Source organism: Micromonospora olivasterospora (assembly GCF_007830265.1).
Classification (GTDB): Bacteria; Actinomycetota; Actinomycetes; order Mycobacteriales; family Micromonosporaceae; genus Micromonospora; species Micromonospora olivasterospora.
In genome coordinates this window covers 5,352,095-5,370,880 of the sequence record NZ_VLKE01000001.1, presented here as the reverse complement: position 1 = coordinate 5,370,880, position 18,786 = coordinate 5,352,095, and the positions used below count along the sequence as shown (strand labels likewise).

13 protein-coding genes and 2 pseudogenes are annotated in these 18,786 nt (G+C 68.8%); 9 read left to right on the top strand and 6 right to left on the bottom strand.

Annotated elements, in window-relative coordinates:
* Positions 1–90: 90 nt before the first annotated feature.
* From JD77_RS32990 to JD77_RS24625, 3 genes are all read right to left on the bottom strand, one after another.
* Positions 91–5,748 (bottom strand): hypothetical protein, encoded by a 5,658-nt coding sequence (locus JD77_RS32990; protein WP_211372656.1) that lies wholly within the window; start codon positions 5,746–5,748, stop codon positions 91–93.
* On the bottom strand, positions 5,655–7,490 hold the full coding sequence (locus JD77_RS24630) for a hypothetical protein (protein ID WP_211372655.1): 1,836 nt from the start codon (positions 7,488–7,490) through the stop codon (positions 5,655–5,657). Before JD77_RS24630 ends, JD77_RS32990 begins: the two co-directional genes overlap by 94 nt.
* Before the next feature lie 1,036 nt (positions 7,491–8,526).
* Entirely contained in the window at positions 8,527–8,970 is a 444-nt protein-coding gene (locus JD77_RS24625; protein WP_246140903.1) for a bacterial transcriptional activator domain-containing protein, read from the bottom strand.
* Positions 8,971–9,013: 43 nt separating this feature from the next.
* Between JD77_RS24625 and JD77_RS24620 the strand changes: the two are divergent.
* The 3 genes and pseudogenes from JD77_RS24620 to JD77_RS34075 form a co-directional block, all read left to right on the top strand.
* A pseudogene (locus JD77_RS24620) lies at positions 9,014–9,715 on the top strand (transcriptional regulator); the annotation flags it as partial.
* Entirely contained in the window at positions 9,712–10,293 is a 582-nt protein-coding gene (locus tag JD77_RS24615; RefSeq protein ID WP_145776370.1) for an HD domain-containing protein, read from the top strand. The pseudogene JD77_RS24620 and the gene JD77_RS24615, both read left to right, overlap by 4 nt.
* Positions 10,294–10,446: 153 nt before the next feature.
* Positions 10,447–10,602 (top strand): annotated as a pseudogene (locus JD77_RS34075) (isoprenyl transferase); the annotation flags it as partial.
* On the opposite strand, the gene JD77_RS24610 reads toward JD77_RS34075, so the two are convergent.
* On the bottom strand, positions 10,603–10,848 hold the full coding sequence (locus JD77_RS24610) for a hypothetical protein (protein ID WP_246140901.1): 246 nt from the start codon (positions 10,846–10,848) through the stop codon (positions 10,603–10,605).
* A 202-nt stretch (positions 10,849–11,050) separates the two neighbouring features.
* On the opposite strand from JD77_RS24610, the gene cutA reads away from it, so the two are divergent.
* The 4 genes from cutA to JD77_RS24590 all read left to right on the top strand — a co-directional run bounded on the left by cutA (position 11,051) and on the right by JD77_RS24590 (position 14,502).
* The gene (gene cutA / locus JD77_RS24605) at positions 11,051–11,374 is read left to right on the top strand and encodes a divalent-cation tolerance protein CutA (RefSeq protein WP_211372654.1); all 324 of its coding nucleotides are present in this window, start codon (positions 11,051–11,053) and stop codon (positions 11,372–11,374) included.
* Between the two features lie 255 nt (positions 11,375–11,629).
* A complete protein-coding gene (locus JD77_RS24600) occupies positions 11,630–12,871 on the top strand; it encodes an IS256 family transposase (RefSeq protein ID WP_145773316.1) in 1,242 nt (413 codons plus the stop codon).
* Positions 12,868–13,068 carry a hypothetical protein gene (locus tag JD77_RS24595; RefSeq protein WP_145773317.1) on the top strand — a complete coding sequence of 67 codons (201 nt, stop codon included), beginning with the start codon at positions 12,868–12,870 and terminating at the stop codon, positions 13,066–13,068. The genes JD77_RS24600 and JD77_RS24595 overlap by 4 nt, the downstream gene beginning before the upstream one ends.
* An 87-nt stretch (positions 13,069–13,155) precedes the next feature.
* Entirely contained in the window at positions 13,156–14,502 is a 1,347-nt protein-coding gene (locus tag JD77_RS24590; protein WP_281292116.1) for an IS4 family transposase, read from the top strand.
* On the opposite strand, the gene JD77_RS24585 is transcribed toward JD77_RS24590, so the two are convergent.
* Together JD77_RS24585 and JD77_RS24580 are read right to left on the bottom strand one after the other, a co-directional pair.
* Positions 14,392–15,687 (bottom strand): helix-turn-helix domain-containing protein, encoded by a 1,296-nt coding sequence (locus JD77_RS24585; RefSeq protein WP_246141342.1) that lies wholly within the window; start codon positions 15,685–15,687, stop codon positions 14,392–14,394. The two genes, JD77_RS24590 and JD77_RS24585, sit on opposite strands and share 111 nt — an antisense overlap.
* Positions 15,688–16,066: 379 nt before the next feature.
* Positions 16,067–17,278: a helix-turn-helix domain-containing protein gene (locus tag JD77_RS24580; RefSeq protein WP_145776368.1), complete on the bottom strand. Its 1,212-nt coding sequence runs from the start codon at positions 17,276–17,278 to the stop codon at positions 16,067–16,069.
* A gap of 195 nt (positions 17,279–17,473) precedes the next feature.
* On the opposite strand from JD77_RS24580, the gene JD77_RS24575 reads away from it, so the two are divergent.
* Both JD77_RS24575 and JD77_RS24570 read left to right on the top strand, forming a co-directional pair.
* Entirely contained in the window at positions 17,474–18,064 is a 591-nt protein-coding gene (locus JD77_RS24575) for a DinB family protein (protein ID WP_145776367.1), read from the top strand.
* A 49-nt stretch (positions 18,065–18,113) separates the two neighbouring features.
* The gene (locus tag JD77_RS24570; protein ID WP_145776366.1) at positions 18,114–18,749 is read left to right on the top strand and encodes a GyrI-like domain-containing protein; all 636 of its coding nucleotides are present in this window, start codon (positions 18,114–18,116) and stop codon (positions 18,747–18,749) included.
* Positions 18,750–18,786: the final 37 nt, after the last annotated feature.

The following is an 18,786-nucleotide window of genomic DNA, read 5'->3' as shown; positions in this document are numbered from 1 at the left end:
CCCGCGCCCTAAAGATCAACTACAGTAGATGATCCCCGGTGACATGAGCGTCAGGAAACCCCCAAGGCCCGTGAAACTCAAGAACTAAAACTAAAGCAGAAGGTGTAAATCAAATGGCAACTCAAGACCTTGACCCGTTCCGGGTGGCGGTGGAGGGAGCGGCGGCGCCGCCTCCCGCCAATATCTCCCGACCGATTCTTGGCTGATCAGTTTGCCGGATAGTGTGGCTACCTCATCCTCGGTGTAGGGGTGGCCGTCGGGGGCGGTCTTACAGCCCTGTGCCCAGGCTTTCACCCATGCGGCCATCCCCGGCCCCAGCCTCCCCTGTCTGTCGGGGGTCAGGGATACCCGGTCAGGGAGTTCACCCTTTTCTTCCAGCGTCTTCAGGTATTCGCGGAGGGTGGCGGGCCCGTCCTTGCCGGGCCGCCAAGTGACCACGTGATCTGGCGGTGGGGGCAGCGGCGGCGCCTCCTCCAGCCAATATCTCCTGACCGATTCTCGGGTGATCAGTTTGCCGGATAGTGTGGCTACCTCACCCTGGGTGTAGCGGTGGCCGTCGGGGGCGGTCTTACAGCCCTGTGCCCAGGCTTTCACCCATGCGGCCATCCCCGGCCCCAGCCTCCCCTGTCTGTCGGGGGTCAGGGATACCCGGTCGGGGAGTTCACCCTTTTCTTCCAGCCTCTTCAGGTATGCGCGGAGGGTGGCGGGCCCGTCCTTGCCGGGCCGCCAAGTGACCACGTGATCTGGTGGTGGGGGCAGCGGCGGCGCCGCCTCCCGCCAATACTTCCCGACCGATTCTTGGGCGATCAGTTTGCCGGATAGTTCGGCTACCTCATCCTGGGTGTAGGGGTGGCCGTCGGGGGCGGGCTTACCCTGTAGTCCCTGTGCCCAGGCTTTCACCCATGCGGCCATCCCCCGCCCCAAGTTTTTCTTTTTGGGCAGGGATACCCCGTCGGGGAGTTCACCCTTTTCTTCCAGCGTCTTCAGGTATGCGCGGAGGGTGGCGGGCCCGTCCTTGCTGGGCCGCCATGTGACCACGTGATCTGGCGGAGGGGGCGGCGCCGCCTCCCGCCAATAACTCCTGACCGATTCTTGGGTGATCAGTTTGCCGGATAGTTCGGCTACCTCATCCTCGGTGTAGGGGTGGCCGTCGGGGGCGGGCTTACCCTGTAGTCCCTGTGCCCAGGCTTTCACCCATGCGGCCATCCCCGGCCCCAACTTCCCCTTTCTGTCGGGAGTCAGGGATACCCGGTCGGGGAGTTCACCCTTTTCTTCCAGCCTCTTCAGGTATGCGCGGAGGGTGGCGGGCCCGTCCTTGCCGGGCCCCCATGTGACCACGTGATCTGGTGGTGGGGGCAGCGGCGCCGCCTCCCGCCAATATTTCCCGACCGATTCTTGGGTGATCAGTTTGCCGGATAGTTCGGCTACCTCATCCTCGGTGTAGGGGTGGCCGTCGGGGGCGGGCTTACCCTGTAGTCCCTGTGCCCAGGCTTTCACCCATGCGGCCATCCCCGGCCCCAGCTTCCCCTTTCTGTCGGGGGTCAGGGATACCCGGTCGGGGAGTTCACCCTTTTCTTCCAGCCTCTTCAGGTATTCGCGGAGGGTGGCGGGCCCATCCGTGCTGGGCCGCCAAGTGACCACGTGATCTGGTGGTGGGGGCAGCGGCGGCGCCGCCTCCCGCCAATATCTCCCGACCGATGTCTTGTCGATCAGGTTGCCGGATAGTTCGGCTACCTCATCCAGGGTGTAGGGGTGGCCGTCGGGGGCGCTCTTACCCTGTAGTCCCTGTGCCCAGGCTTTCACCCATGCGGCCATCCCCCGCCCCAACTTTTTCTTTTCAGGCAGGGATACCCGGTCGGGGAGTTCACCCTTTTCTTCCAGCGTCTTCAGGTATTCGCGGAGGGTGGCGGGCCCGTCCTCGCCGGGCCGCCAAGTGACCACGTGATCTGGCGGTTCTGGTAGTGGCGCCTTGGTGGTGGAGGCCGCTGGGGGCGGCTGCGGTGTGGGGTGCGGGCTTGCCGATTGGCCGGTACGGATCGGTGTGGATCGCGTGTGCGGAGATGCCGGGCCGGACGTGATCCGAGTGTCGGGGTAGCCCAGTGCGACCATCCTCTGATACCCGGGTGCGAAACCATAGTTGTCGTGGAATCCCGACGCGGCCGAGGCCAGGGTGATGTTGACCTCGTACACCTCGGACATCAGGCGTAGCAGCGCCCCCTTGAGGTGGGGAACGGACGTCCCGCGCGTGTCCAGGGCCTGCCGCAGCCGGTGAACGTCCTCCGGGGACAGGCCGTTCGCTTCAGCGAAGTTGGTTCTGTCGATGATGAGGTCGAACTGCGCCTGCAGACTACGGCGCACATCCTCAGCTCCTGGCAGCCCCATCACGCTGGAGAATCGCGTGAACAACCGGTCCCACTCGTCTGACCGCGGCAGCTCGGCCGGCACCGATGGTAACGGGACAGCAGCGGGAACAGCGGCGTTGTAGTGGTTGTGGTGGGTGGGGTTCGCCGGGTCGGCCGCGACGTAGTACAGGTCGACCCGCCGGCCGTCCCGCGGCCCGAACACCGCCACCGGGCTCACCCCCCGCCCGGTGCGCTGCAACACCGTGATCCGGCTACCGGTGGCGTGGGCCAGCAACGGCAGCAGGAACTCCCCGCCCGGCCCGGCCCACCGACGGTCCCAATTGGCCACCGTGTCGACGACCTCGGCAAACTCGTCCGCCTCGAGCGGCCCGTCAGACGTGCTCAACACGTGGGCCAGATAGTCACGGGCCGGCTCCGGCGCCAACAACGCCACCGGGAAACCCCGGCCGCGCCCGTTGACGAAGTCCAACTGCTCCTGCGGCACATCTGTCACTGGGCCTGGATTTTGCTTCAACCCGATCAACTCCGCACGCGCCTCGTCATACCGCTGCCTGATCCGCCCCGCATCCAGGAAAGCCGCCTCGGTGACAACACGGCCCGCCGAGACGCCCTGGTCGCCGAGACGATCACTCAGCCGCGCCAACACCTGCCCATCGCTGAGCTCCCGCACCTGCCGCCACGGCTCCCCCTGCGGCAGATGCCGCCGCTGCACCACCACATCGGCCGGCAACCACCCGAAACGGGTGTCCAGGTACGACACGACATGGGCCTGCAACAACTCGTTCACCCGCGCCAACTCAGACCCGGCCGGCACCACGCCAGCCATCCGCCCCACACTGACGCGCACCCGCTCAGGACCGGACAGCCACTCATACAGATCCGCCGGCAGCACCCCTGCCTGCGCCAACACGTCCCGCACCCACACCGGATCAGCGACAACGAACGCCGACAAAACGCAATACCCATCAGCCGGCACCGCGAACTCCAACACCGGCCGGCCAACCCCATCCACACCATCCAGATCCAGAACCAGATCCGGGTCCAGGTCCAGAACAAGATCCAGGTCCAGGTCCAGAACAAGATCCGGGTCCAGATCCAGATCTGGGTCCGGGGCCGGGTCCGGGGCCGGGGCCGGGGCCGGGTCCGGCATCGATAGATCCTGGGTGAATGCCGGGTTAAGAAGCGCCGGGTCAAGAGAAGACAGGTTGTGATCTTCCGTATCCCGATCGTCCGGCGCGGTCACGTCGTCCCCCACCACCGACGGCGCCCACGCGACATCCACCTCCGGCACCCCAGACGGCGGGTACAAAGAATCGACCTGTTCGGTGCCGTCCGGTGGCGTCCACCCCCAGCCGGGCGGCAGCGCCGACAGTTCCACCCCTCCCGGACCTAGACCCACACCCAGGTCCGGGTCCGGGTCCAGGTCCAGGTACGGCATCCACAGATCCTCCACGAATGCCGGGTCAAGAAGTTCCGGGTCAAGATGAGACGGGTCGTGGTCTCCCGCATCCCGCTGTTGCGGGACCGCCACGGTCGCGTTGTCCCCCACCCCCAACGGCACCCACGCGACATCCACCCCTGGCATTCCGGACAGCGGGGACTGGACCTGTTCGGTGTCCTGCAGCGGCCCCCACTCGTCGAGCTTTGGTGTGTCCAGATCCATCCCATCCAGATCCGGGTCCCATACGTTCTGGAATTCCTGATCACCAGACGCCAGGCCAGGACCAGGCGGATCGCCGTTGCCCGCTGGATCGGATGGCAGTCCGCCGCTTGAAGAGTCGGCCGGGTCGGTGGAGGTGGTGAGCATCGCGTGGGACGGGCCGCGTGGCGGGCTGGTGGAGGCGAGCAGGAACGCGCCGGTGTCGGTGCCGGTCGTGGTTGTCGGTTGCGGATGGCCGGTGCTCTGGCCGAGCAGGTCGGTGATGGTGGCGGGTCGACCGTTCCCGTCGAACGCGGCCACCCGGGTGCTGGATGCGAACAGGTGTCGCAGCCACGGATCACGTATCGGGTCGTCCGGCTCGGGTCGGTCGGCGGCGCCGGGCAGCAGAGGGTCCCGCACCTGGATCCTCGGCGGCCCGGATTTTTGTGGCTGGCTGTGGAGGGCGAACACGTGCTGCGGTTCGTTCGGTGGCGCGGCCCTGACCACCACCATCGACCCCGGCGCCGCCCGCAACGCGGCCAGCACGTCCCCTCCCGCGACCCCGTCCGGGTGGGCGACACGCTCGGGCACCGTGTCGAGGATCTCCAACAGTTGCGGCCAGCCCATGGTGGGCGCGAGCCGGCCGTCCGGCCCGATGATCCGGTCGTCGAACACCACCCGGTTGCCCAACCGCTTGTACACGGTGTGGAACACATCGAGCGTGGCCGCCACGCACCACCACAGGTCACCGCTGCCGGCACGCGCCTGCTCCGCAGCGGCCCAGTTAGCGACCCGCTGCCCGGACTCGAACATCCCGACGGCCTGCCCAGTTGCCGCAACGGCCTGCCCGGTTGCCGCGACAGCAGGCTCGCCGTGTCTGCCGGGGTCGCCACTGACCGGTTCATCCCGCGACGAATCCGCGTCGCTGAGACCGTGCTTACCGGGCACCCCACCAAGCGACTCGTCCGGCGAGGACACGTCACTGATCGACATTGTGTCGCTGGTGTCGAGGTTGCTGAACACGTCATCGCTGGCGACAGACATGTCACTGTCACTGTCACGGCCGCTGGCGTTGGCGTCGGCGGTGGCGTTGTGGTGGATCGGCGTGTCATCGGCGCGGGAGGCAGCGCCAGCCGGCACCATGCTACGGACGCCGGCAGCCTCCGGCGTGCCCGGCGTCCCAGCCGTGCCCGGAGTGCCCGGCGCACCCGGCGCGCTGGGCGTGGCCGGCACCCCGGACGTGCCCGGCACGTTGGGGGTGGCGGGCGTGGTGTTGCCGGTGGCCTGGGCGAGTACCTGGTGGTATCCGTTGACCCAGTCCTGTTGGAAGGATCCGGCGAGAATGTCGTGGCTGGCCGGGGCGACGACGCCGTACTTGCGGGCCAGGTCGGTGAACTGGGTTTCTGCCAGGCTGGTCGCTGCTGCGGTGTGCTGCTCGGGAGTCACCGGCACCGGCGGCACGCCGGTACGCCGGTGTGCCGGGGTGTCCGTGCTGGAAGGGATGGTGTGCGGTGCGGTGGTGTCGGGGATGGCCGCAGCCGTGACCCGGGCGGGCAGGTCGGTGACCGCCTGCCGGACCACGTCCGCCACGGCGTTGACCTGCGCGGCGTCGGGCCTGGCCACCGCAGCCGACGGCACGGTCAGTGGTGCGGTCAGTGGTGCGGCGGGTAGTGGGGTGGCGCCGAGGACCGGGGCGAGGCTCCGCTCCACGTGGGCCCGCACGTCCCGCTCGACCGCGGCGCGCACGACCTCCGACGGTGGCGCCGCCGCCCCGGAACCCCCCGGCACACCAGCAGCCCCGGCACGCCAGCGCCCCCCGGCGGGATGACGCCGCCTGGCGGGACGACGCCGCCTGGCAGTGGCGCGGTCGCCGGTGCGCCCGTGGTGAAGTACTGGTCGACGTGGTGCCCGACGGCCAGGTGCGCGATCGAACGCAACGCCTGCCGGTCGAACTCCCCGGGCAGCGCCGCGACGACCTGCTCGGGGCGTACCGCCGCCGGGACCTGCCCACCCGCCGGGACCTGCCCCGCGAGGGTTTCCGTGACCCGGGCGACCGCCCGGTCCCGGACACCGAACAGGAACTGGCCGGTGAGAGCGGTGGCGGGCAGACCGACCTGAGACAGGAAAACGGGCACGGCCGGATCACCCTGCCGGGCGTCGGCCCACTCGGTGAACACCTGCTCGACCGGCACGGGAAGCCCCGCCAGGAACTGCCGCGCCTGCCCCGTCCCGGCCAACAACCCACCGTAGCGGTCCGCCAGATCCTGCTGGAACCCATGCCACTGCTCCACCACCGGCCCACCCGCTGCCGCGACCCACTCAGGCACCGGCGCAGCCGGCATCGACAGGTTCGACACCGACCACGACGGCACCGACAGATCCAGCTTCGGCGCGGGCAGGTCCAGCTTCGGCGTGGGCAGGTTCGACGCCGGCAGCAGCGGCACGGGCGGGGGCGGCGGGGCCTGCGCGCCGGTCACCGCAGGCTTCGGGTCGTCGACCCCAGCCTGGTACCCGGTGGACATGTCCCCACCCACCGGTGTCGGCCCCACCGGCATGACCGGCTTACCGTCCGCCGTGAACGCGATATGCGGCACCTGCACCCGGGGCAGGTGCACGGCGCGACCGGCCGCGGCCCCCGCCAGGGCCGCGGCCGATCCCCCTGCCCCCGAAATCGCCCCGGACCCAAGGTCCGCACCAAGATTCTGCTCGAAGTCGTAGTACCCATCGACCATCAAGCCGGCACCGATACCGAACAGCCCCTCCCCGAGGGTCTCCGTCACCGGCCGCGACAGCACATCGGTCAACAGATGCTTGGTGGCATCCGACACGCCCAGCTTGCCGACCGCGCCAGCGACAGCACCAGCGACCTTGCCCAACGCCGGCCCGCCCACCGTGCCCAGGAACGCCGCCGCCCCCGCGAACGCCGCCTGCTTACCGACCGTCGACCAGTTCACCCCCGGCTGCAGACCACCGGTCATCATCGACACCTCGGCCAGCAACGCAGAACCCGGCATGAACAACATCTGCATCGCCGTGCCACTCGCCGCCGACCGCACCAACGCCGAACGCAGAATCGCCTGAATGATCGTCCGCGTCTGCGCGATGTGCGCCGCCGCCCCCACCGGGTTCCAGAACCACATCGCCGCGGCGACAGCGAACTCGGCAATCATGAAGTTGAACATGGCCAACGCCGTACGCTTGCCGACCTCCGTCTCCACGAAGAACTTCTTCTCCGCATCGACCACGGCGAGCATCAGGTCGGCCGTCTCGGCCATCTTCCTCACAAACGGAGCGGTCTGCGCCACGAACCGGTCGAAGGCCTCACCCTCCCCCGCCTGCCGGACCGCCCTGACCGTCTGCTCCAGCAACGGACCCAGCACCGTACGCACCCGATGCGCCAGCGCTTCCAGCGTGCCGATGTCATCCCACAACAACGGCAACTTCGCCCGGGACACCCTCATCCCGGTGAACGCTTCCAAAGCCTGCAACAAGCTCCCACTGAGCTCAAGGGTCGGAAAGGCGGCGGCCAACGCGCAACGCTCCTTCCCCGCCCCCGAACCAAGGGCGCCCAGTACGGATCAGCCAGCCCCGCGGACCGCCCACCCCAGCCCCGACCACCTCGCCGGCGATAACCTCGGCACCGTCGCCCACCCGGCGGCCAAAACCCCCACACCTCGCCTCACGACCCGGCCGACGCCCACCACCACCAGCAGTGTTGATCGCCGAGAGCCACGCACCCTCACCGTAAAATGACGGTAGTCGACACCGGCGACACCAGCCATCCCCGCCCACACGTGCGCCACCACACACCCAGACCCCGCCCCGGGTCCGAGCGGGGCCTCACCCCCGACCCGAGCCGTCGAGCAGGCCCATGCCAGATCAGACCCACCACCTGATCGACCAACCCGCAGCGGCACTTCAAGGCGTTGGGGCGGGGTCATGCCCGCCCTCCGCGAGGACCAGCGCGCTCACCCGCGCCGCCCACCTCAACTGGTGGCAGGCCCCACGCCAGCGACACCCGCTCCGACCCGGCCGCCCACCTGGGCCCACCGCATGGCGCCGCCGCCGGCCCGGACGGGGAGGACCTCGGCGAAGAAGTTGATGATGCGTGGCTGGGAGGTTGCGAAGACCAGCTGAACGTCGTCGAGGGCGAGGCCGGCGCGGACGTCCTCAAGCAGCCGGGGACCGGTCTTGTCCGGCAGCGTCTGGTACTGCTTCCTGGATGGGGGCGGCCATCTTCAGGCGCGATCGAGGGCTCACTCTGCTAGTACCCAGCCGGGTCGCCCGGTTAGCGGAAACGCGATGGCGGCCAGGGCGGCGGCTGCCTCGATCGTGTACGGGGATACCGACCCATTGGCCGCGTCTGGTACAGCGGCCAGGTGGGAGGATGGCCTGCGACCACAGCGGTTGCCGGCACGCGCCATGGCTGGCCGTTGGGCACGCTGTGCACGGCGATGGCCCAGCGCAGGACCGGCACGAGCGCCAGCGCGGGCAGCAGGCGGGGCAGATCGGGGCGCCTGGCGGTCACTTCTCGTCCAAGCTGGTGCGGAGCTGGGTGGCCAGCGTGATCGTGTCATCCTGTGGTTCGGCGTCGAGGTCGGCGAGGGCTTTGGTCAGGGCGCGCAGGAGGGTGCGGATGCCGTCTGCGTCGCCGAGAGCGTGGCGGGCATGCATCGCCTTGGCGTAGAGGGCCTCGTTGTACCGGTCGAGGCCGATGGCCTTGTCGAGCAGGTCGGATGCGGTCTGCGGATTGCTGTCGAGCAGGTCATCGGCCAGTAGCAGCTGGGCTTCGGTCCCCCAGCGGCGGACCGTCTCGCGGTGTGGCTGCAACCACTCGTAGTCCTGGCCGTCGGCGAGGGGCGCGGTGTAGATGTCGCAGGCGGCGGTGAGCAGTTCCCGGCGGCGCGGTCCCGTTGCGATGGTCGCGGCGCGCATCAGGTCGCGAAGGGTCCACACGTCGACGTCCACGGTCGCCGGGTCGAGCCGGTACCGTCCGGCGGCGCCTCAACGCCGACGTGGTCCTGTGGCCTTCGGTCCGCTCCTGCCCGCCGATCAGCAGCGTGTGTTCTTCAGGCATTTGCACGTGCTCGCCGAGCGCTCCGCCGCCGGACGTCAGCCGAACGTCCTGCTCCATCGGCAAGCCTGCTTCCTGGCCGGCATGGACCCCACCGGAACATGCGCCGCATGGCTCGCCCATAGCTGCGCCAGGCGGGCACATCGGGCAATCGCCGTCCGCACCTGGTCGCCACTGTGGCCCGACGCCCGCTCGGTGGTCACCTCGCTCGCGAACCAGGGAAACCCCGAGCCACTGCGGGACTTCATCGCCCGTGCGCACCCGGACGACGCATGCGAACGCGCGGCCCTGAACTACTCGGCCTACTGGGTCGGCGAGATCCCCTACCGCCAACGCGATGACTCCTTCATGCCCGCTCCCCTCTCCGGGTGGCGAGGCTCCCGACTGCTTCGCCACCTGGTCCAGCGCCTCGATGCCAGCCACCCGTTCGTGGACCTCAACATCCACAACGTCTGGGCCCTGCTCACCGCACGACGCGGCCTCGCACTCGATGAACCCGATACCGGACGAACGCTCCTCGAACGCAGTACCGCCCTACTGGACAGCGGTGGCGTCTCCGCGCAATCCCGGCGTGAACTAACGTCTATCGTCTACAGCCTGCGAGCAGACGGACTCACCGGCACAGGGACGGGCAGATGAGCGACGACCACGACGCCGCCGGGGCGATGAGCTTCATTTTCGAGGCCGGCGTACTCAAGCGGGCGGCTCGCACCGGCTGGTGGTTCGCCGGCGTCAAGCAGCCCGAAACCATCGCCGAACACTCCTTCCGCACGGCGCTCATCGGCATGATGCTGGCCGCCATGGAAGGCGCCGACCCCGGCCGGGTCTCCATGCTCTGTGTCCTGCACGACACTCAGGAGACCCGGATCACCGACATCCCCCACATTGCCAAGCGCTACCTCACCGCCGCACCCAACGCCGCCGTCACCGCCGACCAGGTCGCCGACTGTCCACCAGCCGTCGCCGAGGTCATCACCGCCGCCGTCGCCGAATACGAAACCGGCGAAACCCTGGAGGCTGTCGTGGCCCGCGACGCCGACAAACTCGAATGCCTCGTCCAAGCCGTCGAATACCGCCACCAGGGCATCGACAACGTCCAGCGATGGATCGACAGCTCCCGCGCTGCGCTTAAGACCGCCTCTGCCCGTCGCCTCGCCGGCGCCGCACTGAGCGGACAACCTCTCGCCTGGCTCAGTCCGTCGCGCCAGTCGGAGTAGGTGCTACCTCCTGAATCAGGAGCCGCAGCCGACCGTCAGGACGAGGTCGCGCAAGCCGCTGCGGGCGAAGGGCACCCGGCCCGTAAGCGGCGTTGTGCGTTCACGAGCGGGTTCGGGTCACCGTGGGAAGCTCCGAGGTGCTTTCATCTGATCATGTTGCAGCTCGTACGTCGCGCGGCCCACCAGGTCTACGCCCGCCGCCTCCGAGCCCGGCTGGCCGGTGCCTCACGCCCACAGCACGTCGCCATGGTCATGGACGGGAACCGCCGGTGGGCCCGACAGATGGGCTTCGACGATCCTCGACGCGGCTCACCGCTCGCCCCTCGTCCCATAGCAGGTGAGCTGGCCCAGGGTCATCCGCACGGTCGGGACGATCTGCGTCGACTCGCAGTACCAGCGGGTGTCCCGCAGCCGCTGGGCCTGGTCGAGGAGCCGCTGCCGCGCGGCTGCCTGCTCGGCGGCCTGGTGGCGCTGCCCAACGCCGGGCGGCGGGGGCGGGTCGGACCGCCGCAGCAGCCACCGCACGATGTCACGCAGCTTGGACCAGATCGCCACCGGATCGCCTCCCTCGTCGTAGCCGGGGAGGGCGGCGGCAGGGTGCGACCCCTATCGGGTATCGGGGTGCCGGGAAGGACCGCCCGCCGCCGCCCGTAGCCAGGACGCTACGGACGGCTGGCGGTGCTTATCCAGGTTGGGCGCGTCCGCCGACCGTCCGCGCTGTCCGCGGACGGTCGGGCGAATCAGTAGGGTTGGGCGGGTGAGTGATTTCGTGCAGGTGGCCACGGCCACGCCCACCCGCGAGGCGGCCGTGCGGCTCGCTGAGGGCGCAGTGGCGGGCAGGCTCGCGGCCAGCGCCCAGGTGGTGGGGCCGGTAACGAGCGTGTTCTGGCATCTCGGGGAGCAGGGCACCGGCGAGGAGTGGCAGGTGCTGTTCTTCACCACCGCCGCCGAATATCCCGGACTGGAGATGTATCTGCTTGAGGAGCACCCGTGGAGCAATCCGCAGGTGACGGCAGTGCCGATCGTGCGGGGTTCTACCGAGTGTCTGGCGTGGCTGGCCCGGTCAGTGGGGGACGTCTAGATACAACGTCGCTCGGTTAAGGCGTTGTGGCGGCTGTCGAGGGGTGTGTCGCTCAGGCAAACAGAAGCGGAGTTCCGGTATTGAGGTGAGTCACTCCAAGACACCCTCGAGACCAGGAACTCCGCTTAGTGGCGTCCCTGATAGTGGTGTAACGCGGTTGGCGTGATCGCCGGACAGCCTGTCCGGCATAGAGCGCGGCCATCGCGTGATCTTTCGAGTGAACCTTCGACAGCACTCTCGAAAGGGACTACCGCGATGACCGCACCTCACATCATCGACCCTGCCGGCCTGCTGGGCCAGGCACTGACCGACGCGTCACCGGATCTGATGCGGCACCTGCTGTCCACGGTGATCAACTCTCTGCTGTCGGCGGAGGCCGACGCGGTCTGCGGCGCCGAGTACGGCATCGCCTCGCCGGAACGGATCAACTCCCGCAACGGCTACCGGCACCGCGAGCTCGACACCCGCATCGGCACGATCGACGTGGCCATCCCGAAACTGCGGTCGGGCTCCTACTTCCCCGAGTGGCTGCTCGAACGGCGTAAGCGGGCCGAGGCCGCGCTGGTCAGTGTGGTCGCGACCTGCTACCTGCTCGGCGTCTCCACCCGACGCATGGACAAACTCGTACAGTCGCTGGGCATCACCAGCCTGTCCAAGTCACAGGTCTCGCGGATGGCCGCCGACCTGGACGCCCAGGTCGCGGCGTTCCGCACCCGGCCGCTGAGCGAGTCGGGGCCGTTCACGTTCGTGGCCGCCGACGCGCTGACCATGAAGGTCCGCGAGCAGGGCCGGGTCGTCAACGCGGTCGTGCTGGTCGCGACCGGCGTCAACGCCGACGGCCACCGCGAGGTCCTCGGCGTCAAGGTCGCCACAAGCGAGACCAAGCAGGCATGGAACGCGTTCTTCGCCGACATGGTCGCCCGCGGCCTGACCGGCACCCTGCTGGTCACCAGCGACGCCCACGCCGGCCTGGTCGACGCGATCGCCGCGAACCTGCCCGGCGCGTCCTGGCAGAGGTGCCGCACGCACTACGCCGCGAACCTGATGGCGGTGTGTCCGAAGTCCGCGTGGCCGGCGGTCAAGACCGTGCTGCACTCGGTCTACGACCAGGTCGACGCCGCTACGGTCCACGCCCAGTTCGACAAACTCCTCGACTCGGTCAGCAGGTCGCTGCCGGCCGTGGCCGCCCACCTCGACGACGCCCGCGCCGACCTGCTCGCCTTCACCGGCTTCCCGCAACAGATCTGGCGCCAGATCTGGTCGAACAACCCCAACGAACGACTCAACAAGGAGATCCGCCGCCGCACCGACGTCGTCGGGATCTTCCCCGACCGCGACGCCGTCATCCGCCTCGTCGGTGCCGTCCTTGCCGAACAACACGACGAATGGACCGAAGGCCGCCGCTACTTCGCCCTCGACATCCTCGCCAAGGCCCGCGAGACCGCCAGAACCACCACGACGAGTCCGGACCTGCCCCAACTGGAGACCGCAGCATGACCGACGTGACCGGCGACCACACCATCCCCACCCCGGCCGAACGCAAGAAGCTCAACGCCGCCCTGGCCGCCACCGGCACCGAGACCGGCTTCTGGGACGGCCACGGCCGTCCCGCAGCCTGGCCCGACGACATCGACCGCTGGCAACCCGAAACCAACGAACCCGCCCCTGAGCAGCCCGGAACACAACCCTTCTAACCAGTACAACTCGAAAGATCAGCCGTTACACCACTTCCAGGGGCTTGACCCTCCGCTTTGGTCGATCAGATTGCCATAACCCGTACGGTGAGGGTAGCCGCGGGGGTGTTCGCACCGGGTCATCTGGGTGAGTTGACCCAGTTCATACCTTTCGAGATGGTCGATGAGATCCTCGCGGCGACCCGCCGTACGCAGCAGCGGATCCGACTGCTGCCGGCCCGGGTGGTGGTCTATCTCGTCCTGGCGGGTTGCCTGTTCGCCGAACTCGGCTACGGGCAGGTGTGGCGGAAACTGACCGCCGGTCTGGCCGGGCTGGACCTGGCCGAGCCGTCCTCGGGGACGTTACGTGAGGCACGGCAGCGGCTCGGGTCTGCGCCGCTGCGGGCGTTGTTCGACCTGCTCCGCGGCCCGGCGGTCACCACGGCGAACCACGCCGTGCGCTGGCGGGGGCTGCTGGTGGCCGCGATCGACGGGACCACGATGTCGGTAGCCGACGCCGAGGCGGTCCGGGCCCGTTACCGCAAACAACGGGGTAACCACGGCGGGGCCGGCTACCCGGCCCTGCGGCTGAGTGTCCTGCTGACCTGCGGCACCCGCTCGATCATCGACGCCGTGTTCGGCCCGATCAGCACCGGTGAACTCGACCAGGCCCACACCCTGGCCCGTAGCCTGCGGGCCGGGATGCTGCTACTGGCCGACCGCAACTACGCCGCCGCCGACCTCATCACCACCCTCGCCGCGACCAAGGCCGACCTGCTGATCCGCTGCAAGAACGGCCGCCGCCTACCCGTGATCACCCGCTACCGCGACGGCTCATGGCTATCGACCATCGGCACCCTGCGCGTGCGGGTCATCGACGCCCAGATCACCATCAGAACCAGCGACGGCACCCGCACCAGCGGCTACCGGCTGATCACCACCCTGCTCGACCCGCACACCCACCCCGCCGGCGAATTGATAAAGCTGTATCACCGCAGATGGGAAATCGAAACCGCCTACCTGGAGATCAAATCCAGCATCCTCGGCGGCCGGGTCCTACGCGCACGCACCCCCGACGGCATCGACCAGGAGATCTACGCCCTGCTCACCGTCTACCAGGCCCTCCGCACCGCCATGACCGATGCCACCGACAGCCAGCCCGCCACCAACCCCGACCGAGCCAGCTTCACCACCGCCCTGCACACCGCCCGCGACCAGATCACCAACGCCACCGGCGTCATCGCCGACACCGTCATCGACCTGGTCGGCGCCATCGGCCGCGCGGTCCTGGCCCACCTGCTACCCGACCGCCGGATCCGGGTGAAAACCCGGATGATCAAACGCTCAAACTCCAAGTACCAAGCCCGCGGACCCAACGTAGACCGGCATAGCTACAAAGCCACCATCGCGATCGACATCATCACAAACCATTGCGAAACACCCGCCGGACCTTAACCGAGCGGCGTTGCGTCTAGATACCTCGGCAGCGAGCGCGCGCAGTTCAATGACGCACGGCAGGTCCGCGTGCGGCTCCACCCGAGCGACGACGGCGTCCAGGCGCTGTCCGGGCCGGATCGACCCGATGCCACCTGACAGCCGAATGGCCGCCGCGGCGGTCGCGCATGCCTGCTCGATCTCGTTGGCGTCGATGTAGGCGTCGGCGAGCCACGACAGGTAGAGGGCCTTGTCCCGGGCGTGCGTGTCGTCGAACCCGGCCAGCGCCCGTTCGAGGACGGGGATCGCGCGTACGGGCCGGTGCAGGACGCTCCAGCAGCGGCCCGTCATGATCTCATCCTCGGTGCGGTCCACCCAGTACACCCAGTCGGGGTCCGGGCGGTCGTCGTGTTCGGCCAGGCAGGTCGTGCCGATGTCAAGGTGACGGTCGACGGCGGCGGCGTCTCCGGCGACGGCGTACGCCCACGCCGTGCGCAGGTGCAGCAGGGCCCGAACTCCGATTGTGGCGGCGGTGCCGGCGGTGTCGCACGCAGCCGCCGCGGTGTCGGCGGCCTGGCCGCCGAGGGCGAGTTGCTGGTAAGCCAGAAACGCCATTCCGTTGGCGGCGAGCGAGGCGTCTTCGGCGTCGCGGGCTGCGGCAAGGCTGAGCCGGTACAGCCGGTCGGCGTCGCGGTGGTTGCCGGCGTCGAATGCCGCCCACCCGGCTAGCTGTGCCTGCTCGGCGAGCACGGCGAGCAGTTGGCGGCCGGTGGACTCGTCGTAGGCACCGTCCCGGACGAGACGAGCGGTGGCGTCGACTTCGGCCGCGTACAGGTGGTGGGTGTCCGCACCGCCGAGGTGGTTGTCGAGGCGGCGCAGGCGGGCGATGCGGGCGGCGAGCCGGCCAGGTGTGGCTGCGCCGACATGGCGGCCATGGGCGAGCAGGGTATGTGGCAAGGCGGTGGCCAGGCCGGCGGCGGCGACGAACTCGCGGCGGCGCACGCCGGGACGGATGGCGGCCAGTGCGGCCAGTTCACCGCCCGCTTCGAGGACATCGTCGAGGCGCTGCGCCACCTGCATGGTGGGGGACTTCCGCCCGGTCTCCAACTCATGCAGGTACGTCTTGCCGTGGAACGTGCGTTTGGCCAGGTCACGCAGGGACAGGCCGCGCTCGTCGCGGAGTTGCCGCAGGCGGGAGGAAACGATTCGACCATGACCGCTCCAGGTAGAGGACTGGGCGGGCGGCCCACCGGCCTCTACGCCGACGGGCCGCCAACTGAAAGGCTACTCGGGACAGCTACGCCAGGCACGCACCGCTAGGAGACAGATTGGGCAAGTTCCTGTACCGCGACATCGACTTCCATCCGGCACCGGTGCATGGCCGGCGGTAGCTGTGGATCGAAAGAAACGGGGAAATCAGGCCGGATCCGATCATTGGCTGGTTGATCCAAGAGCGGTACGAGATCGACGACAACGGCAACGAGGTACCGCCGACCGAGCCGCCCGGGGACCGAGAGCGGCGGATCATGGCTGCTACCCATCACGAGTCGTGGGGCGCGTACCGGGTAAAGTCCCTACCCATGGCTCAGGAGACGAGGCCGACCTTCAGCGCGAGATCGTGCACGTCGTTGCGGGCGGAACGCGGCCCGTCGAGCAGATCCAGGGTGAACTGGCGGGCGTAGCCGTTGAAGCGGATCGTCTCCGGCGCCGAGCCGTACGCCCGTCGCAGCATCGCCACCGTGGCCTCGTGATCGCCTTTGCCGTAGTGGCCCCGGGCCGCCTCGATCAGGTGACGGGCACGGCGTGGCCGCGATGGAATGGCAGCCGGGTCGAGGCGAGCGGCCTGTCGCACCGCCTCACCGGACTTCTGCAACTCCACCGCAACGGTCACGGCGTGGGCGCCCATGATGACCTGCGAGAACGACGTCTGCGGCTGGTAGAAGTCCTGCGGCAGGCGCTGCGCCACCCGGTCCGCGTGATCCCAGTACCGCCAGGCCCGGCCCTCCTCGCCCGCGCGGGCAGCGGTGTAGGCGGCCTCGAAGTTCAGGGCACCCCACAGGGCGAGCAGGTTTGCGTTCGCGTCGGCCGCTCGTGGCTCCAGCGCCGAGATCAGGTCCAGCGTCACCGACATCGCCGTGTCCCAGTCCCCCGCCTCCCGGTGAATCTGGCACAGGAACCAGCCCGCGCGCGCCAGCGCTTCCGGATCTCCCGACTCCTGGGCCGCCACCATCGCCCGGTCCGCGACGCGCCACAGCAGCTCGGCGGCGGGCTGGTAGGCGAGGAACATTTGGGCCAGATTGAGGGCCTCGGCCAGCAGGGCGTGCGCCCGGCGGCGCTCGTCGCCCTCGTACGTCAGCGCGGCACGCTGCGCGTCCCGTACCAGGTCGGGTAACACGGCGCCGAGCACCGTCCGGTGGTCCGGCGCCTGATGGCGCGCCCGCCACGCTGCGGAGAGGCGTTCCCGGATCCGCTCCAACGGCTGCGAAGACACCTCGCCGGACAGCGTGAAGCGGTTGAGGGCCTCGCGGACCGAGGCGAGTGCGGGGTGCTCCGGGCCGTCGACGACGGCGGACCGCTCGCTGAGGTCCCCGATCAGGGCGGAGACGTCGACCTTGAGCACGCGAGCGATCCGATCCAGCATGTGCACGCGCGGCGGCAAGAGCCGGTCGGTCTCGACGGCCTTCACCCACTCCGCGCTGCGGCCCACCAGCCCGCCGAGCACGGCACGGGTCTTGCCCGAACGCTCACGGTAGACCTTCAGGCGCTGCCCGAAGGTCAGCTCCGGCATGGAGTCCATCCGAACCTCCTCCCGCCGGCCCGTCAGCGGCCGTCGTGGCCCACGGTACTCATGACCCCCTCATCCGGTAACCCGCAATGCCGGAGCCGGCCGGCGAGACGGTGCCAGGTCACGACGCCAGCCGCGCCAGCCGGACGCTGATCTTGTAAACGACACCTCGCACGGTGGCTTGGCGTATGAGGAAGACTGGCGGGCATGGCTGACTTGGGCGATGCGAAAGCGGCGCTGCACCACTACCTCCAGGCCACTCGCGAGGACCTGATCTGGAAGCTCGACGGGCTGAGCGAACGCGAAGCCAGACTGCCCCGCACCGCGACCGGCAACAACCTGCTGGGGGTCCTCAAGCATTGCCTGAATGTCGAAGCCAACTACTTCGGGCCCACCTTCGGGCGGGAATTCCCGACGCCTGAGGAACTCGTCCCCATGCAGGCGTACGAGGAGGAACCGCAGGCAGACTGGTACGCGCGGGAGGATGAGACGAAGGATGGGCTGATCGGCCTGTATCGCCGTGTCGGGGTGTTCGCGGATCAGACGATCGAACAGCTACCGCTCGACGCGCCGGGGCGGGTGTCGTGGTGGCGGCCAGGTGGACAGGCCGTGACGCTGCAAAGGATCATCATCCACGTGATCTGCGACCTCGCTCGTCACGCCGGTCACGCCGACATCATGCGCGAGCAGTACGACACGGCGATCGGCCTGCGGCGCGAGAGCACCAACATCCCTCACGACTACGACTGGCCGGCGTACGTCACCAAACTGACGACGCTGGCCGACCGCTTCGGATAGCCACCCGGTCCCGCCGCGTCCTCCACGCCACCTTGAGCCCGGGTACCCGATGACGAACAAGATTGACTTCAAGAAGACCCTCGACACCTACCGAGCACCACGGGGCCGGTTCCGGATCGTTGACGTGCCCGACATGCAGTACCTCACGATCGACGGCCACGGGGACCCCAACACGTCGCCCGCCTTCACCAAGGCGATCGAAGCGCTCTATCCGGTGGCGTACAAGCTGAAGTTCGCCAGCAAGGCAGAGCTCGGGCGCGACTACGTCGTTCCACCCCTGGAAGGCCTGTGGCGGGCCGAGGACATGGATTCCTTCACGGCGGCGCGGGACAAGTCGCGGTGGAACTGGACGCTGCTGCTCATGGTCCCGGGCTGGATCGACCAGGCCATGTTCACCACCGCCGTCGAGCAGGCCGGGGTGAACAACCAGCCAGCGCGCCTCGATGACGTCCGCCTGAGGGCGCTGTCCGAGGGGCGGTGCGTGCAGACACTGCACGTTGGCTCCTTCGACGACGAGGCTGACGTACTCGCCCAGATGCATCACGAGTTCATCCCCGGCCAAGGGTTCCAGATGGTCGGCGACCACCACGAGATCTATCTCAGCGACTTTCGCAGAGTCGCCCCCGACAGGCAGCGCACCATCCTCAGACAGCCGGTCACCACCGGGGCCACACCCGGTGGGTAGAAAGGCATCTCCCCCCGGCCGGAGTCGGCGCCGGCCC